Source organism: Desulfovibrio sp. (assembly GCF_018379785.1).
In the GTDB taxonomy this organism is placed as follows: domain Bacteria; phylum Desulfobacterota; class Desulfovibrionia; order Desulfovibrionales; family Desulfovibrionaceae; genus Desulfovibrio.
This window is the reverse complement of the sequence record NZ_JAGZUV010000055.1, coordinates 1-21,514: the sequence shown is the minus strand read 5'-3', so window position 1 is coordinate 21,514 and position 21,514 is coordinate 1. Positions and strand designations below refer to the sequence as shown.

General features: G+C 60.7%; 7 protein-coding genes. 5 read left to right on the top strand and 2 right to left on the bottom strand.

The window, feature by feature from the left end; genetic code table 11:
- A partial coding sequence (locus tag KH208_RS11505) for a calcium-binding protein (protein WP_291436412.1) occupies window positions 1–1,239 on the top strand: 1,239 nt, incomplete at its 5' end.
- A gap of 301 nt (window positions 1,240–1,540) precedes the next feature.
- Entirely contained in the window at window positions 1,541–4,438 is a 2,898-nt protein-coding gene (gene murF / locus KH208_RS11500) for a UDP-N-acetylmuramoyl-tripeptide--D-alanyl-D-alanine ligase (RefSeq protein WP_291436411.1), read from the top strand.
- Window positions 4,439–4,528: 90 nt separating this feature from the next.
- On the opposite strand, the gene KH208_RS11495 is transcribed toward murF, so the two are convergent.
- Window positions 4,529–5,575 (bottom strand): hypothetical protein, encoded by a 1,047-nt coding sequence (locus KH208_RS11495; protein WP_291436410.1) that lies wholly within the window; start codon window positions 5,573–5,575, stop codon window positions 4,529–4,531.
- Window positions 5,576–6,498: 923 nt separating this feature from the next.
- Here KH208_RS11495 and KH208_RS11490 point away from each other — a divergent pair.
- Window positions 6,499–14,937: a VCBS domain-containing protein gene (locus KH208_RS11490; protein WP_291436408.1), complete on the top strand. Its 8,439-nt coding sequence runs from the start codon at window positions 6,499–6,501 to the stop codon at window positions 14,935–14,937.
- Window positions 14,938–15,086: 149 nt separating this feature from the next.
- On the opposite strand, the gene KH208_RS11485 is transcribed toward KH208_RS11490, so the two are convergent.
- Window positions 15,087–18,344: a DEAD/DEAH box helicase gene (locus KH208_RS11485; protein ID WP_291436406.1), complete on the bottom strand. Its 3,258-nt coding sequence runs from the start codon at window positions 18,342–18,344 to the stop codon at window positions 15,087–15,089.
- A 124-nt stretch (window positions 18,345–18,468) separates the two neighbouring features.
- Between KH208_RS11485 and KH208_RS11480 the strand changes: the two genes are divergently transcribed.
- The gene (locus KH208_RS11480) at window positions 18,469–20,154 is read left to right on the top strand and encodes a peptide-binding protein (RefSeq protein WP_291436404.1); all 1,686 of its coding nucleotides are present in this window, start codon (window positions 18,469–18,471) and stop codon (window positions 20,152–20,154) included.
- A 167-nt stretch (window positions 20,155–20,321) separates the two neighbouring features.
- Window positions 20,322–21,514: RelA/SpoT family protein (locus tag KH208_RS11475; RefSeq protein ID WP_291436402.1), on the top strand; the 1,193-nt coding region annotated here is incomplete at its 3' end.

The following is a 21,514-nucleotide window of genomic DNA, read 5'->3' as shown; positions in this document are numbered from 1 at the left end:
GACGGCGACTCCGCAAGCGTCAAGCTGGATGTGGACGTCAATCCGGCCGGGCCTGATGCGGGCTTCATTCAGGGCGTGACAGTGGACGAGAAGGGCCTGAATGCGGGCATACTGGATCGCTTCGACAATACCGACGGCAGCCAGATCCTGACCCGCCCGGATCAGCTCCAGGATTTCCTGGAACCCGGCAAGGTGGTGCCTCCGGTCTTTGCCGACAGGGACGCGCTCTACGGCGGTGCCGGCCAGGACGTTCTGTTCGGGGATCACGTCTTCTACAACGGGTTGGACGGCATGCCGGCCCTGATCGCGGCTATCCACGCCATGGACCCGAACTGGGATACCTCCACCAGCGCCGATATCCATCAATTCCTGGTAGAGCACCCCGGGTTTGTGGATACCCTCCAGGATCCCAACACGGCCAGCGACCAGGCGGACCTGCTCGTGGGCGGCAGCGGCGACGACATCCTGGCCGGCCAGGGCGGCAACGACGCGCTGTTCGGCGACGGCGGCGCGGACAAGGCGAGCGATCACAGCGCGGACGCCATCCATGATCTGCTGGGCGCTTACGACAAGGGCGCGGACCTCTTTACGGGCGTGCATGATCTCATCGAACACGGGGGGGCCGGAGAGATAGACGCCTTCCTCAAAGGCATCGAGGGCAACGCCGATGGCGCGAAGCATCCCGGCCTGGAAAGCGATCACGACGGCAACGACCACCTTTTCGGCGGCTCCGGCGACGATATGCTCTTCGGCATGGGCGGCGACGACAAGCTCTTCGGTGGTGACGGCAGCGATGCGTTGTTCGGAGGGTCGGGCGACGACTTCCTGGACGGCGGCAACGACACGGTCGTGGATTACCTTTACGGTGGTTCGGGCAACGATATCCTCATGTACCATTCCAACGACGTCATTGACGGCGGCTCGGGCACAGACGTGCTTTTGGTGGGCAGCAACGAGGATATGGACCTGCTTTTCGCCGGCGGCATGGACAAGGTTTCCGATGTGGATCTGATCATCAGCGGCGAGGATGTCTCTAATCTGACCAGTATGGAAGCCCTCAAGGGCATCGGTATCAGCGTGGGCGGCAACAGCGTCACCCTCGACGACGGCTGGCAGAAGACGGAGAGCGCCCACGAAGGCTATGACGCCTATAGCAACAGCAGCGGCGTGACCGTGGAAGTGAGCGCGGAGGCCGATCTTCAGGTCACCATAACGCAGATAGCGGAAGGGAACAGCTAACAGGCGGGCGGGCCTTCATGGCCCGCCCATTTTTACGGGGGCCGGTCCGCATGGGCCGGTCCCCGTGGCGTGGAACTGCTCTTTCTGTTTGCCCGCGCAAGTACGCTGACTTTCGGATAAAATAAGGAAGGCCATGTCTTTTGAGAGCCTTGCCGGCACCTTGCGCGCCGCTTTTCTCCGTAATGTTTCCGGCCCGGTGGGAAAGCCGTGCCGCCTTTTCCTTTCTTCCGGCGACATGAAGCGGCGCGCCATAGTGCGCCATGCCTGCGCAAAGCAGCCGGAAAAAGCTTGGGAGTCTGCGTTGGCTTCTCTGCAAGAGGCACTGGCAGCGGAGGGTATCGAGCCCACTGTAATGCGAGCGGACTGGGTGACGGAAGAAGAGTTCCTGAGCTGGCAGGAACTGGAAAAAAGCCTTGCGGCCACGCGGCGGAATTATTTCCGGCGGGGCATCGCCCTGGATCCGGACTACGGTCTGGCTTTTACGGAACAGGAATGCAACGCCAACGCCATGCTCTACCAGGGAGGGGACAGGGCCAAGGCGGCATTCAACGCGAAAAACAGTGCCGCCTACTGCCGGGTGCGTTTCGGGCGTGCACTTCCCGAATTGCGGCCGGAGCGCGAAGTGGCGCTTTTTGCGACTCAGGGCGTCTTTTGCGCCAGCCCGAAACACGCCGTCCGCATCAGCGGAACGGGTCTTGACGCCGGGCGGCGAGATATCGGCGCCCCCGCTGCGGCGTTGATACAGGAAGTGGTCAAGTCGGGCAGCGAGTATCTGACGCGGCAGTGCGGGCCGGACGGCCGCTTCGCCTACGGCTGGTTTCCCTGTTTCGACAAACCTGTCCCCGCTTACAACACATTGCGCCACATCAGCACGACGTATTCCATGCTGGAAGTTTACGGCCTTCTGGGCGGCCAGGCTCTACGCGCGGCCATCGAACGCTCCCTCGCGCATATTCTTGAACGTTTCACACGGCGGCACCGCCTGCCTGACGGACAGGAAGCCGTCTTTTTTGAGGATGTCGAAAGCCGGGAAATCAAACTGGGCAGCAGCGGCGTGGCTTTGCTGCTGTTCACGAAATACACGGAACTGATCCACCGGAAGAAATATATTCCATTGATGAAGGCCGTGGCTCGCGGCATCCTGCATATGCAGAATGCCGGGGACGGAACCTTCGTGCATGTGCTGCACAGCGCCGATCTTTCCGTCAAAAACGCTTTCCGCATTGTCTACTATGACGGGGAGGCGGTTTTCGGTCTGCTCAGGCTGTATGCCGTCACCCGCGAGGAGAAACTTCTGCGCGCGGCGGAGCTGGCTTTCAAAGCCTTTATTGCCGATGACCACTGGAAATACCATGACCACTGGCTTTCTTACAGCGTAAATGAAATAACCCGCTGGAAGCCGGAGGCCGCCTATTTTGAATTCGGCATCAATAACTTTCTGGATTATCTTCCCTTCATCCGCCAACGGGAGACGACCTTTCCCACGCTGCTGGAGCTGATGATGGCCGCGGAACAAATGCTGCGGCGCATGGAAACGATGCCGGACATGGCGGCACTGCTCAAGCGCGTGGATCGGAGGCATTTTTATGCCGCGCTGGAGTATCGCGCGGTCTACCTTCTCAACGGCTTTTTCTGGCCGGAAACGGCCATGTATTTCAAGAATCCCGCCAGGATCGCCGGGAGCTTCTTTATCCGGCATCACGGCTTCCGCGTGCGTATTGACGATGTGGAGCATTATTTGTCCGGTCTGACTGCCTATCTGGGGTATCTACGCCGGAAAACCGCCACGGAAGGGACTTGCGAAACGGTGGCGGCTCTTTCTCCGTGTATGGGATGGAGTGCGGGCGATCTCGCCAGGATTACCGGCGGACGCTGGGTTGCGGAACCACCAGCCGCGTGGAGGGCGAGCGGCGTATGTTCCTGGGGGCCTGCCTTTCAGCCGGGGCAGATGCTTCTTATCCGCTCCCCCGGTGAAAAGCGGGGCATTCTTCCTTCGATTGCGGCGCGGCTGCTGCCGCGTGCCACAGGGATCATCTGCCGGGAGGAGGCACGCTTCGGCGAAAAACCCTGCCTGCTTGTCCCTGACGCCGGAGAAACTCTGATGCCGCTGGCGGAGGCAGCGCGTGCACGCTATGGCGGAAAGGTCATCGGCGTCACGGGCACCAGCGGCAAAACCTCCTTTACCATGCTGTTAGCCCATGTTCTCGAGGGAGCTGGGGCCGTGGGCTACAGCCGGGGCAGCGCTAATCTGCCGTACGGCGTAGCCTGGAATCTGGCTTCCATGCCGCAGAAGGCGCATTCCTGGGTGGTGGAAATGGCCATCGGCGGGATGAGCGTAAACAGCCGGCTGGCCCGTCCCCATCTGGCTGTGGTGCTCAATGTCGGCCCGGCGCACCTCATCCACTGGAAAACCATCGAAAACATTGCACGGATGAAAAGCCGGATTTTCGAGAGTGTGGAAAGTAGCGGTACGGCCGTGCTCAACAGGGATATGGAGTACTATGCCGTGTTCAGAGACGCGGCTCTGAAAAAAAATCTGTCCGTGCTCACCTTCGGCGCGCATGCCGAGGCGGATCTGCGGTTTCTCGCCTTTGACGCGCAGGGGATGCGCTTCGAGATGGAAGGACAGGAGCACGAACTGCCCCTCGCCGCTTTCGGCAGGCACGCTGCCATGAATGCGCTCGGGGCCGTTGGCGTCCTGCGGGCTCTTCGGCTGCCGGTGGAGGATTTTTTCGAGCGCCTTTCCTCATTTACGCCTCCGGCGGGAAGAGGGCGGGTCGTCAACTTGCGTCATGACGGCAAGGAAATTACGCTCATTGACGACGCCTACAACGCCAATCCCGCCTCTATGCGCGCGGCTCTTGAAACCATGACGCTCACGGGCAATGGTGCCGTTGCCGATGTCGTGATTCTGGGGGACATGCTGGAACTCGGCTCCGGCTCCTCCCGCTATCACGAGGAACTGGCCAAGTGCCTTGCGGCATTGCGGCCTTCGCGGGTTCTGCTTTGCGGCCCGGAAATGGAGGCCCTTTGGAAGATAGTCGCGGACCAATACCAGGCACGCTGGTTCCCAGATATCGACGCGTTGCTGGCCGGAATCCGCCCGTGGATCCGGGACGGGGACCGTATTCTGGCAAAAGGGTCGCACGGTTCGGGCATCTGGAAATTTGTCGCATTGCTGGAACGGGAAGCGGGATAGCGCATTTTCATTATGAAATCTTGAAGCGTTCCGAAGTCAACCCGCTCCAGACGCCCGTGCCCTTCCCCGGGGCAACAAACGCGGGAAAAGTCAACGCTGTCCGCAGGTTGAAGCAAGAAGTTCTTTAACGGCTTCCACAATATACGGATTGTTTTTTGGGTTTTTTTGATTGGCTTCGGACCAGGAGCCATAGCCGTTGTCCACGAAAGCCGTATCGTCCAGCTCCCCGAATTTTTGAAGCAGCAAGTTCATGAAGGCAGCGCCGGGGAGGCTGACGCCCCGCACTACCGGCGCGCCGTTGCTGTATTTCAAAGACAGGACCGGATCATCGGGGGCCAGAGCCGCCCCTGTTTCCGGGCAGAGATGAGCCAGGGGCCTCCAGAGCAGATCGGCCGCTTTGTACGAGGATGCGTAGAGAATGCGCAACAAAGCGGGATCGTCGAGCATTTTCTTTATCTCGGTTCCGCTTCGCAGTATGGGCCGGACGGCGGATACGGCATCCTCGGCCCAGCGTGCCATTCCTTCCGAATACCACGTATTTTTGAAATAGGTCAGGCCATTTTCAATGCAATGAAAATACTCATGCGCCGGCGTCGCATTCCCGGCCGGATCAATCTCTCTGGCGATAGCCATGACAAGCGCCTTTGCCCGGGTCATTTCATCATAGGATCTTCCGTTGCTTCCTTTTAAAATTTTGTTTGTTTTGGCTCTGACGACAACAAGAATGTATTCCAGGCCGCTGTAGCGTGGAGAGCCAAAGGGGCTGCGAAATCCCGCTTTGTTGATAAAGATATGGTGGGCCGCAACAAGCTGTTTTGCCATGTCTTCAATGAAATCTGGGCAATTATTGCCGTTGGCGTCAGCCGGAGGCACGGATTCGCCGCCGGTGCGCATGAAGTTGATCCGGAAAGGGCCTTGCGCCCAGATGTTTGGCCCAGATTCTGAGTATAGCGTCAATTCGCCGCGTAACAGCCCGGCTGCCGGCCCTGCAGGCGAGTGCGTGGAGAACAGGATAAGGCTTAAGGCCAGACCGCACAGCCGCAAAAACCGCTTTGCAAGCCGCCGCATGACGGAAGATGAATCAGAGCCGGGACAGCCCGCCGCCGGCTCGCCTGGTGCACGTAACTTCTTATCCATTGTATTGCTTGATTAGTGTTTATCCGTATAGTTGTCAAAACCAAGACGGCAACGGGGAAAATGAAGATTTTTTCTCCTGGGATGGCTGGAGCGGCAGCGCCTTCGTCGCTCGCCCTTGTTCGCAAGTTCCGCTTCTGCGAATAGGCGAGATAACGGACTGCCCAACCTTGCGCTTGCAGCTGGAAAACGCCGGTTGGCAATACCGGCGCTACGCCAGCGTCTGATATGCACAAGGTTCTGTTCCTCACGGCGCTGCGATCCGCAGAGTCTGCCCGCAAAAAAATGGAATCTCATGTAGGGTCAGCCCTCATTAACATGCCGTCGATGAAAAGCTGCCTTTTTCCGTGCGGCGACGTTGCAGCCGGCGTTTTAATGAGTCCTGAACCTAGACGCTCTTTTTTCCGTTACGGCTGTTTTCCCGTCATTGCCATGAATTTTACTAAGTTATTTCTATTTACTTTTCGATGTTTGTGATCAGTATAGTATATTATGATTGTTATTGACTTTGTTTACTTGAAAACGTAAAAAAAAATTGCATGGAAAATGATAATTAATAAATATTGTCATTTTCCGTAGCGCGGGTTGCCCGTGGACCCGCCCCCCATGTTTTCACGGACGCTCCCCGCGTCCCGAGAAAATACGATCTTCAGCCATTCCCGGATGGCCAGGGAGTTCGTAGTGCAAGCCCGGAAAAGTACGCACGTTTTGTCTGCTATCCATTCCCTCGTGTAAGCTTGCCTTTCTTTCTCGCCGGAATTCCCGAATTATCATGAATCTTCTGGTTTTCGTCGCCAGAGAGCAACATTGCGCTTTACTTTGGCGTCGGTTTTCCGACGGCGCGCGTTTTGCATCCTGGAACAAATCGCCAAGCACTGACGGGACGGCCTCTGGGCCTTTTCCCGCGAACCAACGAGGCAAATACAATGGCAGATATCATCCTTACCCGTCCGCAAGCGGGACAGCATACCGTTCTGGAAAGTGTGGCCGATTCCCGCCTGGTCCTGCAATTCCCCACGGATCAGGCCACCATGGAGCGCGCGGGAGACAACCTCGTCTTCAGTTTTGACGACGGCTCCAGCATCCAGCTTACCAATTTCTACACCCAGTATTCCCAGGAAAGCATGCCGGACTTTGAAGTGGACGGCACCTTGGTGGCCGGGGCGGACTTTTTCAGCGCCTTCGGCCCTGACCTGATGCCCGCCGCCGGTCCGGCGGCGGGTGCGGCCGCCCGCGCCGCCCGCTATAACGACTTCGGCAACAGCGACCTGCTCGACGGCATTAACCACCTGAACGAGCTGGACTGGGGCATGAATCTGGGCAATCCGACCACAGAGGACGTGGACGCCCTGGGCGTGCTCAGCCCTGACGCCGGGGAGACCAACGCCGCGCCCGTGATTTCCATCAGCGGCGTGGTCAGCGTGGTGGAGGCCGGCGTGTTCGTGGGCGGCAACGAGGCCAAGGCGGGCGTCCCCACGGCGAGCGGGCAGATCAATGCCCATGACCCCGACGGCGACGCGCTGAACTTCGCTTTCGTGGCTCCCGACGGCAGCCTGGTTACCAGCATCACCACGGAATACGGCACCATCACCATCAATCCCGACGGCACCTACACCTATGTGCTGGATAACGACAAGGCCAACGGCTTGGCCGAGGGCGACGTGGTGAACGAAAACTTCACCGTCCAGGTCAGCGACGGACGCGGCGGCACGGCCCAGGCCACAGTCACCGTGAACGTGACGGGCAGCAATGACGTTCCCACGCTGGCACTGGGCAAGGACCACCTTACCGTCGCCGACGACGGCGCGAATGCGGTGGAAGGCGCCATCACCGACGGCGGCACGGCCCGGGGCGACGATCCGGACGCCGGGCATGACCTGCGCTACAGCTTCGGCACGGACGACGACGGCAATCCCGTTACCAGCATTACGGACGAATACGGCACACTGACCATTGATCCGGATACCGGCGAATACACCTACACCCTGGACAAGAACAGCGAAGCCGTTCAGAAGCTTACCGGCAACGGCGACGACGTGACCCAGCGCGTGACCGTGGTGGTCACGGACGAACACGGCGCGCATGCGGAAGTTCCGCTGGACATCACCATCAAGGGCGCCAACGATACGCCCGTCATCACGGCCGTGACCGAGCACGTCAAGGATATGGGCGTATTCGGCGAGGACGCGGCGTCAGCCAATACCGCCACCAGGGATTACACCGGCGGTGAAGGCCATATCCCCGGCGGCGAGCACCGTCTCGGCTTTGAGGGACAGCTTCAGGGCTTTGACCACGAAGGGACGGATCTGACCTACGGCGTGGTCACCTCCGGCATCGTCGCGGGCGGCGGCCTGACCCTGACCAATCCCGATAATGCCGCTGAAACGACGACGCTCAAGGTTCTCAGCGTCAGCACCGACGACGCGGGCACGACCACCATCGTTACCGAAGCGGGCGTTTTTACGCTGGACGCCGACGGCCATTACAGTTTTGAGCTCAATACCGACGCGGGCGGCTTTGTGGACTCCATGGGCCAGGGCGACAAGTGGAACCTGACCTTTGATGTCAGCGCCTCGGACGGCGAACTGACCGGCAACAGCAGCCTGACCATCTGCATTGAAGGCACCAACGAGGCGCCGACCATCAGCTGGAGCAAGGTGCATGTGCGCGAGGACGGCGTGGCCCCGGGCGGCAACGAATCCACCACGCCCGACGGCAAGGACAACGGTTATGTCTTTCCTGATCACCATCGCGTCGAGGTGGAAGGCACTCTGCAGGGCAGCGACCGGGACAATGACGCCCGGCTGACCTACGGCATCGACGTGAACGGCAGCGGCAGGGAAGGCGGCATCGACGACTCCGGCATTACGGTCAAGCTGTATACCGGTGAAGGTAAGAATGCCCAGCCTGTTGTCGGGGCCGACGGCAAGCAGGTGACGGAAGCCCTGCTCATCAACAGCAGCACCATGTCCACCGACCCGGCGACCGGCCATGCCATCCAGACCATCGAAACCAACTACGGCACCCTGACCCTGGACACCGTGACCGGGCACTACACCTTTGTTCTGAATGCCGAAGCCGCCAATCATCTGGCCCAGGGCGAAAAGTTCGACTTCCACTTCACCACGACGGTGACGGACCAATACGGCGCGCAGGGCCATCACATGCTGGGCGTGACCGTTGAGGGCACCAACGACCAGCCCACCTTGGGCGTGGACAACACCAGGCTGGAAGTGACCGAAAAGGGCGCGAATTCCGGCAACGATTATACCAATACTGACGGCGGTCAGGCCGCGGGCGCGGACGCCGACCATGGCGCGGAACTGCATTACAGTTTCGGCAACGACGCCGACGGCAATCCGATTACCTCGGTTCCCGACCAGTACGGCACCATGCACATCGACCCGAACACGGGCAGGTATTGGTACGAACTGAACAACAATTCGAAGGATACCCAGGCGCTGGAAGAAGGCCAGAAGGTGGATCCCACCAACGGCAACGGCTACACCATCCGGGTGACCGACGAGCACGGCGCGTATTCCGAACAGCATGTCGAGGTGGAGATCACCGGAACCAACGACAACCCCTATGAGGTGAACGGCAGCCAGGTGAACGTGGTGGAAGCCGGGGTGATTCCGGGCGGCAATACCGCCACGGCCGGCAAGGAACAGAGCGATATCGGCCAGAGCAACATCAAGGACTGGGAAGGCGACGACCTGACATACTCGATCAACGAGGGCGCGTCCGACAATCGCAATCCCGGTGCCTGGAGCGGCGAAACCGGCACGGACGATCAGGGCTGGCTGACATACAAGACCGACATCGGCGTTTTCCATCTCGATCCCGCCACGGGCAAGTACTATTTTGTGCTGGATAATGACGCGCAGACGGTTCAGGAACTGAATGCCGGGGAAACCATCTCCCGCTATCTGGAGTTCACGGTATCGGACGGCAAGGGCGGCGTGCTGAACACCTGGGTCACGGCCAATATCAAGGGAACCAACGACCAGCCCGAGCTGACAGTGAACCAGCCGGACCTGGGCGTGGCGGAAGACGGCACATTGACCGCCTCCGGCACGGTGAGCGTGACCGACCCGGATTCGGGCGGCGCGAGGGGCGAGAGCTTCACCTTCGGCATCACGGCCAATGATATGGAAAATACGGCTCAGGGCCGCACGCCCGCCATGTCTTCCAGTATGGACGGAACCTACGGCACGTTGAGCATTAATCCGAAGACCGGCGAATACACCTACACGCTGAACAATGGCAGCAATGCCGTGCAGGAACTGCGCACGGGTGAAACCCGCACCGAAACCTTCCACGTGGTGGTCAAGGACTCGCAGGGCGCGTTCGACATCAAGGAAGTCACCGTCACCATCCACGGCCAGGACGACGCCATCCGTCTTGATTCCACCGATTGCCACGTTATCCAGACCACGGAAGCGGGCGTGGAGTTCAACACCAACGTGGACAACCACGCGTCCGAGAAGGCAGGCGGCACGTTTGAAGTCACGCCGGTGGACAATCCCGTGGACGAAAACGGCGTCAACCATCTGGTCTACGGCTTTACCGGCCCCGACGGCACGTTCCACGCGGGCTCCGTTGAGGTGATGCAGGACGGCAAGCTCTACGGCACCCTGACCATCGACGCCGAGGGCAACTATACCTTTACCCTGGCGGACAACGCCGACGTCAACGCCCTCAACGCGGGCGAGCTGCTCAAGCTGACCGGTTACGATCTGGCCGTGCGCGACGACCGGCATGCCGACGACATGGTCACCAGCCAGAAGCTGGATCTCTACATCCACGGCACCAACGACCGGCCGTATTTTACCGTCGATGGGGTGGAGAGCAACGAAATCACGGCGGACGGGCTGGTGGAAAACGGCACAGCGGTGATCCACGGCCAACTGGTTGCCGACGATCCGGACGCCGAGCACAACCCCGGCGACCTCAGCTTCAGCATCGAGTATGGCGGCAAGCTGGTGCAGGTCGTGGAGGGCAAGTACGGCGTGCTGGAACTGAACCAGGACGGCTCGTACAAGTACACCCTGACCCATCCCGAATTGCTGGAATCCCTGAACCCCGGCCAGAAGTTGTCGGAACTGGATGCCTTGAAGCAGGAAAGTTTCGATATCCGCGTCACCGACCCGCAGAATGCCTTTACCTCGGGCAAGCTGGTCATCGACGTCACCGGCTCGGCGGACAATCCGGTCATCACCGTCAGCGGCGAGACATCCATCCGGGAAGACAGTGGTGCGGACATCAACCACGCCGCCCAGGACCCGGCCATCCACGGTCAGCTCGGCCTCGCCGACATCGTGGACGCCGAGGATACGGGCCATGCGACCTGGAGCAATGAAGGCCAGACCGTTTTCGCGGACGGCGCCGACGGCAAGCCGCTGGGCACGCTCACGGTCAACTCCGACGGCAGCTACACCTATACCCTGAGTGAAAACGGCTCGGCTCTCGTCCAGGCCATGAACGACGGCGAATCCAAGTACGAAACCTTCAAGGTCCAGGCGGTGATCGAAGGCGGCAAGACCGTCGAAAGGGAAATCACCATCGAGATCAAGGGCACCAATGACAAGCCGGTCCTGACCGTGGGCGGGAATGACGAGGCGGCCTTCATCGGCAAGGTGCAGCAGGACGTCTTTGAAGACGACGGCCAGACCTCCGACACGGACCATCCGGGCGTCATCTTTACCGGCACCCTGCCGAAGGACGCCATGAGCGACGTGGATGACCAGACCGGTCTCCGCTATATGCTGGTGGGCGAGGACGGCAATCCCGTCACCGAGCTCAAGACCGACTACGGCACGATTACCCTGACCTATGAAACCGCGACGGACGGTACCATCACCACCCACTACAGGTACACGCTGGATAATGAGAGCTCCTCTCTGGATGAGGCCTTGAAGGCCCTGCAGAACGGCGAAAGTCTGACCGACGGGGCCAAGGTCGTGGTGGTGGACCCGCACGGGGCCATGTCCGAGAACAGTCATAACATCACCGTCACTATTGACCCGGCTGATCCCAATCAGGGCGACGGCGGGTATCCCGGCCTCAGTCTGGTATTTGACGACAGCAGCGTTCTGCACGGCTCCGTCTCGGAAGACGGCAGGGATATAAGCGCCACCGATCATGTGGAGACGACGACCTTTGAAGGCCAGCTTGAGGCCAAGTGGGATGATGGAACTGATGCTCCGGACCGCGTCTTCGGCATCCAGGGGGCGAACGGCCAGCAAGTCCAGAGCAGCGCTGCGGACGGTGGCGCCATCCATGTGGACGGCCAGTACGGCTATCTGATCATTGATCCGGTCACCGGCAAGTACACCTATACCCTGTACAACGGCGAGGACGGCAAGCCCGGCCTGGTGCAGAGCCTGGCCGACGGCGAAAAGGTCAGCGAGGACTTCACCCTGATGCTCAATGGCCAAGTGGTGGAAGCCGGTGGCTCGGCCGCCAAGATCACGATCGACATCTACGGCACCAACGACGCCCCGGTCATCATCGGCGCGACGGATGCGTCCATCGGTGAGACGGGCCACGACGGCCTGACCAGCGACATGACGGCCACGGGCACGGTGACGGCTACGGACATTGACCACGCGCTGGACGCGGACGGCAAGCCCAGCGGCGGCACGGAATCGGTGACGTATTACTTCGTTGACCAGAACGGCAACCATGTCACGTCCATGCCGACTACGTACGGCACCATCGAAATCAACCCTGACGGCACGTACACTTTCCATCTGGATACGGACAAGCTGCCGCAGGACCTGGTACAGAACTATCCCGGCGGCATCGTGCATCTCACCGCCGGTACGCATCTGAGCGAGACCTTCCAGGTGGTGGCTTACGACGGCAAGGACCACAGCGAGCCGCAGGATGTGACCGTCACCATCAACGGCACCAACTACGGTCCGGAAGTGGTGGCGACCAACGTGACCCTGGCCGTGGCCGAAGACGGAACTCTGGCGGACAGTGGAGCGTTGAGCGGCCTGTTCCATGACGACGAGGGCACGAACAACCTGATCTTCACCGCCAGCACCACCGAGAACGGCAAGGGCGGCACGGTGGTACAGGGTACGTACGGCACGTTGCAGCTGGTGAACGGCAAGTATGTCTATACCCTGAACAACGCCGATCCGGCCGTGCAGGGCCTGGACGCCGACCATCCGGGCAAGGACACCTTCTATATCACGGCCACGGACCAACACGGCAAGACCAGCACTGTGGAGATCACGGTGAACGTCACCGGCGAGAACGACGCGCCGGTACTCTCCGTGGACAAGGTGCTGACCGTGCGCGAGGGTGACCCGACAAACTCTGACAGCGGTCAGGCCACAGCCTATGATGCGGATAGCGTGGATCAGTCCGGCGGCGCGCTGCACTACGGCCTGACGGTGCCCACGGACGCCGACGGCAATCCCCTGCACAATGCGGTGCTCAATGCCGACGGCAGCATTACCAATGACTTCGGTACGTTCACCGTCAATCAGGACGGCACGTATACCTTCACCCTGAATAATGATTCCGACGCCGTGCGCGCCCTGACTTCCGGCAGTCTGACGGAAACCTCGGTAACCCTGACGGTAACCGACAGTCAGGGCAATCACACCAGTATGGATATCAAGGTGGACATTACCGGCACCAATACCGCGCCGGACCTGACCATTGAGCTGGAGCCCAACGCCGACAGCCCGGTGGTGGAAAACGGCGCGGACAGCGCGGATTCGTTGTCCGGCTCATTCACTGCCAAGGATGTGGACGGCACGGTGGCCTCCGTCACCGCTACTGACGGCGGCTACGGCACGGTGGAACTGGTTCAGGGTGCAAACGGCCAATGGACCTACAAGTACACGCTGGACGAACGGGCCGAAGTCCTGGGCGAAGGTGAAAAGAGGACCGACAGCTTCACCGTTACGGTGACGGACGCGGAAGGCGCGACCACGGAAAAGACCGTGACCGTGCACATTGAAGGCACCAATGACGCGCCGGTCATTGATACGGCCACGGCGGCCAACAATGCCGGTTCCCTGAACTTCCACGACGTGGACGCCAACGACAGCCACACCCTGTCCGTGGTGATCGGCAACCAGGAATACCCGGTTGGGAAGGGCGGCGTTGTGACCATCGGCGGCAAGGGCACGTTCAGCTTTACCGAAAACGCGGACGGCAAGTGGACATACAGGTTCGAGGCCGACCCCGCCGTGCGGGCCGGCATGAAGGAAGGCGACAAGGAGAGCCTGAACTTCCAGCTCAAGGTCAGCGACGGGCTTGGCAGCGACACGTCCAAGAATCTGAATGTGACCATCGACGGCGCCAACAAGGCCCCGCAGATCGGCCAGGCGGCCCTGGTGCTGGGCCTGACCGGCCTGGTGCCGGACGCGGACTTCAGCATCTCGTCCGACAACAATAACGCCGACCCGCACGACAACAGCCTGCCGCTCAACGATGTGAAGCTGGATGGCCAGGATCATGGCGATCCTCTGACCTATCACTTTGAGCAGATAGACGGAAACGGCGACGTGCAGGGGACGTTCGGCACACTGCACTTTGACGCGAATACCGGCCAATACAGCTATACGCTGGATACCTCGGCGGATAACCTCAAGGATCTGGCCGCTGCTCACGCCCAAGGCCATGATCTGACCGAACAGTTTGATTACACGGTGTCCGACAACCTTAACGATCCCGTCTCGGGCCATGTGGACGTCGACCTTGCCGCACCTTCACCCAGCGCCGGCGGCAGCCTCGGCGACGCCCATGCCGACGCCGCTCAGGTGCTGTTCGGCGGCGAGGGGGCGGAAACCCTGCACGGCGGCGAGGGCGACGACATCCTCTCCGGCGGTCAGGGCGACGACATCCTGTATGGCGGAGCGGGCAGCGACTACCTCTACGGCGGAGCCGGAAACGACTTCCTGGACGGCGGCGACGACGCGGCCGTGGACCACCTTTACGGCGGCGACGGCAACGACATCATGATGTATCACCCCAATGACGTCATTGACGGCGGTTCCGGCATGGACGTGCTGCTGGTGGCGGGCAACGAGAATATGGATTCGCTCTTCCAGGGCGGGCATCTTGATTCCAACGTCACCGATGTGGAAGTGATCATCAGCGGCGAGGATGTTTCCAATCTGACCAATATGGACGCCCTGAGCAACATCGGCATCACCGTGAACGACAACTCGCTGACGCTGGGCGACGGCTGGACCAAGGCGGACGATGCTCCTGACGGCTACCACGCCTATACCAACGGCGACGTGACCGTGACTGTGGGTTCGGATGTGCATGTGGATACGATGCAGGCGCAGACCGAACACGCTATGACCCAGGTGCAGATGGAAAACAGCTGATAACGCATACAGCCGGACAGCGTCCGGTATAAACAAGGCCCGTGCCGGGATTCCCGGCACGGGCCTTTTGCATTGCGGCCTGAATGCGCGGTCAGCCGGTTTTGGCCCATGAGGGCCTTACGGCTGACGGTGCTTTTCAGAGTCGGCTCCTACACTTCGAAGAGCATCTCCAGATCTTCCCTGGTCAGGGATTTCCAGGTGTCTTGGCCCGGAATAATGGCTTCGGCCACGCCGCGCTTGGCTTCCTGCAGCTTGAGGATCTTTTCCTCCACCGTGTTCTGGCAGATCAGCTTGTAGGAAAAGACCTGGCGGGTCTGGCCGATGCGGTGGGTGCGGTCCGTGGCCTGGCTTTCCACGGCCGGGTTCCACCACGGGTCGTAGTGGATGACGTAGTCGGCGGAGGTCAGGTTCAGTCCTGTGCCGCCCGCCTTGAGCGAGATCAGGAAAATGGGAATGTCCGGGCTGTTGTTGAAGCGGTCCACCTGATCAAAGCGGTCCTTGCTGGCTCCGTCCAGATAGCAGAAGGGCACCTGCGAGAATTCCAGCCACTGCTTGATGATTTGCAGCATCTGCACGAACTGGGAGAAGACCAGCACCTTGTGCCCGCCTTCCACGATTTCCATGACCATATCCTTGAAGGCGTCGAATTTGCCCGAGGGCAGATTGTTGGAAAAGCCGGGCAGGTCCATCTTGAGCAGGCGCGGGTGGCAGCAGATCTGGCGCAGCTTGAGCAGGGCGTCCAGAATGGACATCTGGCTCTTGGCCAAGCCCTTCTGGTCCACGTCGGCCAGCACCTGGGCGCGCAGCTTGCGGGCCAGGGCCGCGTAGAGTTCGGCCTGGGCTTCTTCCAGGGCGCAGCAGGTGACGCTTTCCACCTTGGGCGGCAGGTCTTTGGCCACCTCGGCCTTGGTGCGGCGCAGGATAAAGGGCCGCACGCGGGTGCGCAGATAGTCCAGGGTTTCGGCGTCGCCGTCCTTGATGGGCTTGACGATGCCGCGCTGGAAGGCGTGCTGCGAACCCAGGAAACCGGGCATCAGGAACTCGAACAGGGACCAGAGCTCGAAGAGATTGTTCTCGATGGGCGTGCCCGAGAGGCACAGCCGCATGCGGGCGTTGATCCGGCGCACGGCGCGGGCCGTGATGGTGTTGGGATTTTTGATGTTCTGGGCTTCGTCCAGGATCACGGTGTTGAACTCGTACTTTTCCATCTCCTCCAGGTCGCGCCGCAACAGCGCGTAGGTGGTGATGATCAGGTCCGAACCCGCGATGTGCTTGAACATGCCCTCGCGCCGCGTGCCGTAGATGGTCAGGCGCTTGAGGCCGGGCACGAATTTTTCCGCTTCGCGCTCCCAGTTGGGCAGCACCGAGGTGGGCACCACGATGAGGTTGGGGCCTTCGTAATGGCTTTCCACCATGTACTGGATAAAGGCCAGGGTCTGCACGGTCTTGCCCAGGCCCATTTCGTCGGCTAGGATGCCGCCGAAGCCGTATTCCGAAAGAAAGTTCAGGTAGGACAGGCCCTGCGCCTGATAGGCGCGCAGGTTGGCGTCGAGGCCCTTGGGCGGGTCGATGGGCCGCACCTCGCGGAAGGAACGGATCTTCTCGCGCAGGTTGTTCCAGAAGGAGTCCGTGGCCGCGCCGGGCAAGTCTTCCAGCAGGCTGTCCAGCACCGGGGCCTCGAACTGCTTGAATTTCTGCTGCGGGGGCTTGCTGGGATCCAGGCCCAGGGCCGTGAGCTTGTGCGAGAGCTTTTCCAGCCAAGCCTCGGGCAGGCTGGTGTAGGAGCCGTCCTTGAGCTGCACATAGCGCTTGCCGCGCGACCAGGCCTTCCAGATTTTTTCCAGGGGCAGGGTCTGGCCCTCGTAGTCCACGCTGATGTCCAGGGAGAACCACTTTTCTTTTTCGTTGCTGGTCACCTGGGCCGTGATGGTGGACTTGGCCGTGCGCATCTTGTAGCGCGAGAGGGCGCGTTCGCCGTAGACCCGGTAGCTTTCCACCAGCTTGGGGTAGGAATCGAGCAGAAAGGCAATGGCTTCCTCCGGCTCCAGAAACCAGAGTTTGCTGGAACGGGCCTGGAAGTCCATGCCGGAAAGCTCGTTCATGAGCTGGGCTTCCTCATCCTGATGGCGGCGCACCAGATAGGTCTGGCCGTCATAGCTGTAGCTGCCGGTCTGGAAGTCCGGGTTGGGCCCGTTGAGCGTGAATTCCCCGTGCTTGGTTTCGTAGATGTTGTCGATTTCCAGGGTCAGCAGGCTGCCTTCCTCGTCCAGGAAGAGTTTCGGATTGTAGGTGGCGGGCTGGAAGACCGGCTCCATGAGCTTGAGGAATTCCTGCGGCTCATAGAGCTCCGAGGCGGGCAGGCGGGTCCAGACGCGGTCCAGGAATTCCGAGATTTCCTCGTGCGGCACCACCGGGCGCTCGTAAATCAGGTTGCGCACCAGGGACGGATAAAGTCCGGTCTGCACGGGGTAGAAATTGTGCTGGTAGCAGACCCAGAGCGGCATCTGGCCGTGGAAGGTAATGGGCGCATCCTCCAGATTGGCCTGCCCGGAGGCGCCCTGCCCGGCGGAATTGCCCGCGCGGATGGGCAGAGGCGGGCGGCCTTCGCGTTTCAGCAGCACTTCAAAGCTGAAGCCCGTATCGTCCAGATTGGGCTTGAGCTTGAGGGCGAAGGGCGTGCTTTCGATGCGGCAGGGCTTGTCCGTATCCTTCCAGAGCAGGTAATATTCCTTGCGCACGGACCAGAAAAACCAGGAGGTCAGGCCGTCGGGGATTTCCACCCGGTGGCCGTAATAGTCGAGGTGCTGGCCGATCTGGCGGGCCACGTGCGGCAACTGGGGCGAAAATTCGCACCAGTCCGGATTCTGGATGATCTGCTCCAGGGTCACTTCATTGTGCACGCTGGACAGCCCGGATTTGTTCTGCCTGCCCCGGAAAAAGGAGACGAGCAGCCGTCCCTGCTCCGGCGCGAAGCGGAAGATCAGGTAATGGCGGCCCGGCTCGGGCTCCATGTCCGTGGAGAAAAAATTCCGGAAGCTCTGCTTCCAGTCCGTGGTGGGCGACGGGGTTTCCTCGGGGTCGCCCTGTTCCTTGCGCAGCTCTTCAATGAGGCGCAGGGCCAGGGCCGCCACATGCCGGCAGACGCCGGTGAAGGCGTCCGAGCAATTGCACTGGTGACGCGTGCTGCGGTCCGTGATGGTGAAACTCAGGCTCGGCGTATAGACCTGGAGATCTTCCCCCTGGATCACGCCCTGCACGTCCCAGGTCTCGCCTTCCTGAATATTTATTTTTTGCACCCCGCCGTCGGACAGGATATAGTAGGCGGCGTCACGGATATATTCCGGCACGCTGTCGTGCAAAAACGCCTGACACATTTCACGGACGACGCTTTGTTCTGATCGGCTCATGCATCCCTCAAGATAGTCCCGCGCCGGGCGTTCCCCCCGGAGCCGCCTGACGCAGGGCGCTGTTCTGACATTTGTGACAACTAGCACAGGTTACAGGATGAAAGCAACCGCAAGCGCGCAAATTATGAAAAAAATATTCCTGACCGCCGTGGTCATGATGCTGCCCTGGCTGGCGGCCCTCAATCCGTCGGCGGCCCGTTCCGCGACAGCGGCGGAAGATCCGTCGCAGGACATGCCCATGGAGGACGCGCCCCATATTGCGTCTTCCGGCAAGGGCGAATCCCCGGCCTATGGCGACCGCATTCTCTTCGGCAGCATCGGCGAGGCATCCAATCTGATCCCCTACCTGACCTCGGATTCGGCCTCGCATGAAGTGGCCGACATGCTCTATGTGGCCCCGTTGCGCTACAACAAGGATTTGCAGCCCGAGCCCTGGGCCGCCGAATCCTGGAGCATGGAGGAGGGCGGACGGCTGATGCGCTTCACCCTGCGCAAAGGCATTCTGTGGGAGGACGGGCGGGAGCTCACCGCCGAGGACGTGGCCTTTACCTATAAGCTGATCATTGACCCGGCCACGGGCAGCCCCTATGCCGAGGATTTTCTGCGGATCAAGGAATTGCGCGTGCTGGACCGCTATACGTTTGAGGCGCGCTACGAACAGTTCTTTGCCAGGGCCGTCTCCTCCTGGATGAGCCCCATTCTGCCCAAGCACATTCTGGAAGGGCAGAACATCCGCGAAACCCCCTTTGCCCGCAAACCCCTGGGGGCCGGGCCCTACCGTCTGAAATCCTGGGAGCCGGGCAGCCGCATCACGCTCACGGCCTCGCCCACCTACTTCGACGGCAAGCCCCACATCAGCGAAGTGGTCTACCGGATTATTCCGGACAGCGCCACCATGTTCATGGAAACCCGCGCGGGCCGGCTGGACGTTATGGACCTGAACCCCTTGCAGTATCTGCGTCAGACCTCCGGCCCGCTCTGGGAAGAGCAGTTTCACAAATATCGCTATCTGGCCTCGGTCTATGTTTTTCTGGGCTTCAACCTGGAACATCCTTTCTTTAAGGACGTGCGGGTGCGCCGGGCCATATCCATGGCCATCAACCGCGACGAAATCGTCAAGGGCGTATTGCTGGGGCAGGGCGTGCCCGCCTTCGGGCCGTTCAAGCCCGGCTCCTGGGCCTATCATCCCACGCTCAAGCCCGTGGCGCAGAATGTGGCGGCGGCCCGCGCCCTGCTGGCCGAGGCCGGTTTCAGGGATACGGGCGGCGACGGCGTGCTGACCAAGGACGGCAGGCCCCTGGCCTTCACCATCCTGACCAATCAGGGCAATGAGCAGCGTATTCTCACGGCCACGGTGATCCAGTCCCAGCTCCGGGCTGTGGGCATCGACGTGCGCATCCGCACTGTGGAGTGGGCGGCCTTTATCCGCGAATTCGTGAACAAGGGCCGTTTCGACGCCGTGATTCTGGGCTGGACCATTACCCAGGACCCGGACATCTTTCAGGTCTGGCATTCCTCGCAGGCCCATGACGGCGGCCTGAATTTCACCCACTACAAGAATCCGGAGCTGGACCGCCTGCTGGAAGAGGCGCGCTCCACGCCGGACCAGGCCGTGCGCACGCGGCTGTACGCGCGGGTCCAGGAAATCCTGGCCGATGACCAGCCCTACTGCTTTTTGTTCGTACCCTATGCCCTGCCCGTGGTGCAGCGGCGCTTCATGGGCATCAAACCGGCTTTGGCCGGAATCATGTACAATTTCGACAAGTGGTGGGTGCCCAAGGCATTGCAGCGCTATGAGATGGTGGAGTAGGGGCGTCCGGCAGGCGGTTTGCGGCGGGCTGTCCGCGACCGCGAAGCCTGACGGGCGGGCCGTGCTCTGCCGGGGCTTTTACGCCGTTGACAAGGCCGCTCTTGTCGGAACATAGTCAAAAAAGTGCCTCATCCCGCTCACTTTTCACAGCTTGGCAGGGCTGACCCATGATCCGCATTCAGGAAATTCTCGACAAAGTGGCGGCCAACAACCAGAACGCCGATCTGGAGCTGATCCAGAAGGCCTATGTGTTCGCCGCCACGGCCCACGCCGGGCAGACGCGTCTTTCCGGCGAGCCCTACCTCTCCCATCCCCTGGCCGTGGCCGACACCCTGGCGGAAATGGGTTTTGACGAGCCCACGGTGGCTGCGGGCCTGCTGCACGACACCGTGGAGGACACCAAGGCCACCATTGAGGAGATCGACGAGAATTTCGGCGAGGAAGTGGCCGACATTGTGGACGGGGTCACCAAGATCAGCATGATCCCGTTTGAAAACAAGGAGGAGGCCCAGGCCGAGAACATCCGCAAGATGATCCTGGCCATGAGCCATGACATGCGCGTGCTGATGGTCAAGCTGGCCGACCGCCTGCACAACATGAGCACACTGGATTTCCAGAAAGCCCACAAGCAGAAGCGCATCGCCCAGGAAACCATGGACATCTATGCGCCCCTGGCCAACCGTCTGGGCCTCTATATGCTCAAGCGCAACCTGGAGGATCTGAGCTTCAAATATCTGCGGCCGGATGTCTTCAACCAGATCGACCACTGGCTGGACAAGCATCAGGTGGTGGAAAAGCACATCATCGACAAGGTGGTGGGGCTGATCCTGGATCTGCTGGCTTCCAACCATATCCAGGGCCAAGTCTACGGCCGCATCAAGCACAAGTACAGTATTTACAAGAAAATGCAGTCCCAGTCCCTGACCCTGGATGAAATGCACGACATCATGGCCTTCCGCGTGCTGGTCAAGGACATCAAGGATTGTTACGCGGTGCTCGGTCTGGTGCACTCGCAGTGGCGGCCCGTGCACGGGCGCTTCAAAGACTATATTTCCATGCCCAAGGCCAACGGCTACCAGAGCCTGCACACCACGGTCATCGGGCCCGAGGGCGAGCGCATCGAAATTCAGATCCGCACCGAGGACATGCACCGCCAGGCCGAGCACGGCGTGGCCGCGCACTGGCTGTACAAGGAAAAGGGCCGGGTCAACAGCAAGGATCTGGAGCAGTTCTCCTGGCTGCGGGAAATTTTTGAACGCCAGGGCGACGAGACGGATTCGCGCGAATTCATGCACGCGCTGAAAATGGACCTCTTCAAGGACGAGGTCTATGTCTACACCCCGGCCGGGGACGTCAAGGA

Coding starts and splice junctions, on each gene's coding strand:
- KH208_RS11480 (WP_291436404.1), top strand. CDS start 18,469: ATGAAAAAAATATTCCTGACCGCCGTGGTCATGATGCTGCCCTGGCTG.
- KH208_RS11490 (WP_291436408.1), top strand. CDS start 6,499: ATGGCAGATATCATCCTTACCCGTCCGCAAGCGGGACAGCATACCGTT.
- KH208_RS11495 (WP_291436410.1), bottom strand. CDS start 5,575: ATGGATAAGAAGTTACGTGCACCAGGCGAGCCGGCGGCGGGCTGTCCC.
- KH208_RS11485 (WP_291436406.1), bottom strand. CDS start 18,344: ATGAGCCGATCAGAACAAAGCGTCGTCCGTGAAATGTGTCAGGCGTTT.